This window comes from Vibrio sp. 1078-1, assembly GCF_033340475.1.
In genome coordinates this window covers 1-523 of sequence record NZ_JAWOWM010000873.1, presented here as the reverse complement: position 1 = coordinate 523, position 523 = coordinate 1, and the positions used below count along the sequence as shown (strand labels likewise).

Genomic DNA, 523 nt, shown 5'->3' with positions numbered 1-523 from the left:
AAGTAACCCAACAAGCCGTGTACTTGGCCCATAAATTTGTCTGCGACCACTGGGCCTGCTACTGAGCCTACGCTGTAGCTAAACAGCATGACTTGAGTTGCAGAGACAATAAAGCGTTCATCAAGTCCTTCACAGCCGAGGTTGATTGCCACTGGGTATAGAGCAAACGTGGCCATGCCCAATAGGAAAAGCGACGCCGCCAACATTGCGGTAGACGTAGAGACGAACGTCAAACCGATAGAGAAAATACCCAAAATACAGAAAAACGCCATTAAGACTGTTCGGCTCATGTATTTGTTTAATGTGGTCACCATAGGTTGAACCAACATGCCGCCAAGGATCACCAACGCCATAAGCGTACCAATGTCTTGGTGGGTAATTTTACGGTTCGCCAATTCAACAGGCATAAGACCGTAAATCGCACCCAAGGTTAAACCAGATACGACGCAACCGATGATCGCTGCATGATTGAGTTTTGCAATCTGTTTGAATGACAATGAAGTCGATTCATGGCTATTCGGTT

The 523-nt window shown here is 46.5% G+C and carries 1 protein-coding gene; it reads right to left on the bottom strand.

Translation table 11 applies throughout. From position 1 onward, the window contains the following. Positions 1-523: MFS transporter (locus tag R7190_RS30565; protein WP_411978110.1), on the bottom strand; the 523-nt coding region annotated here is incomplete at both ends.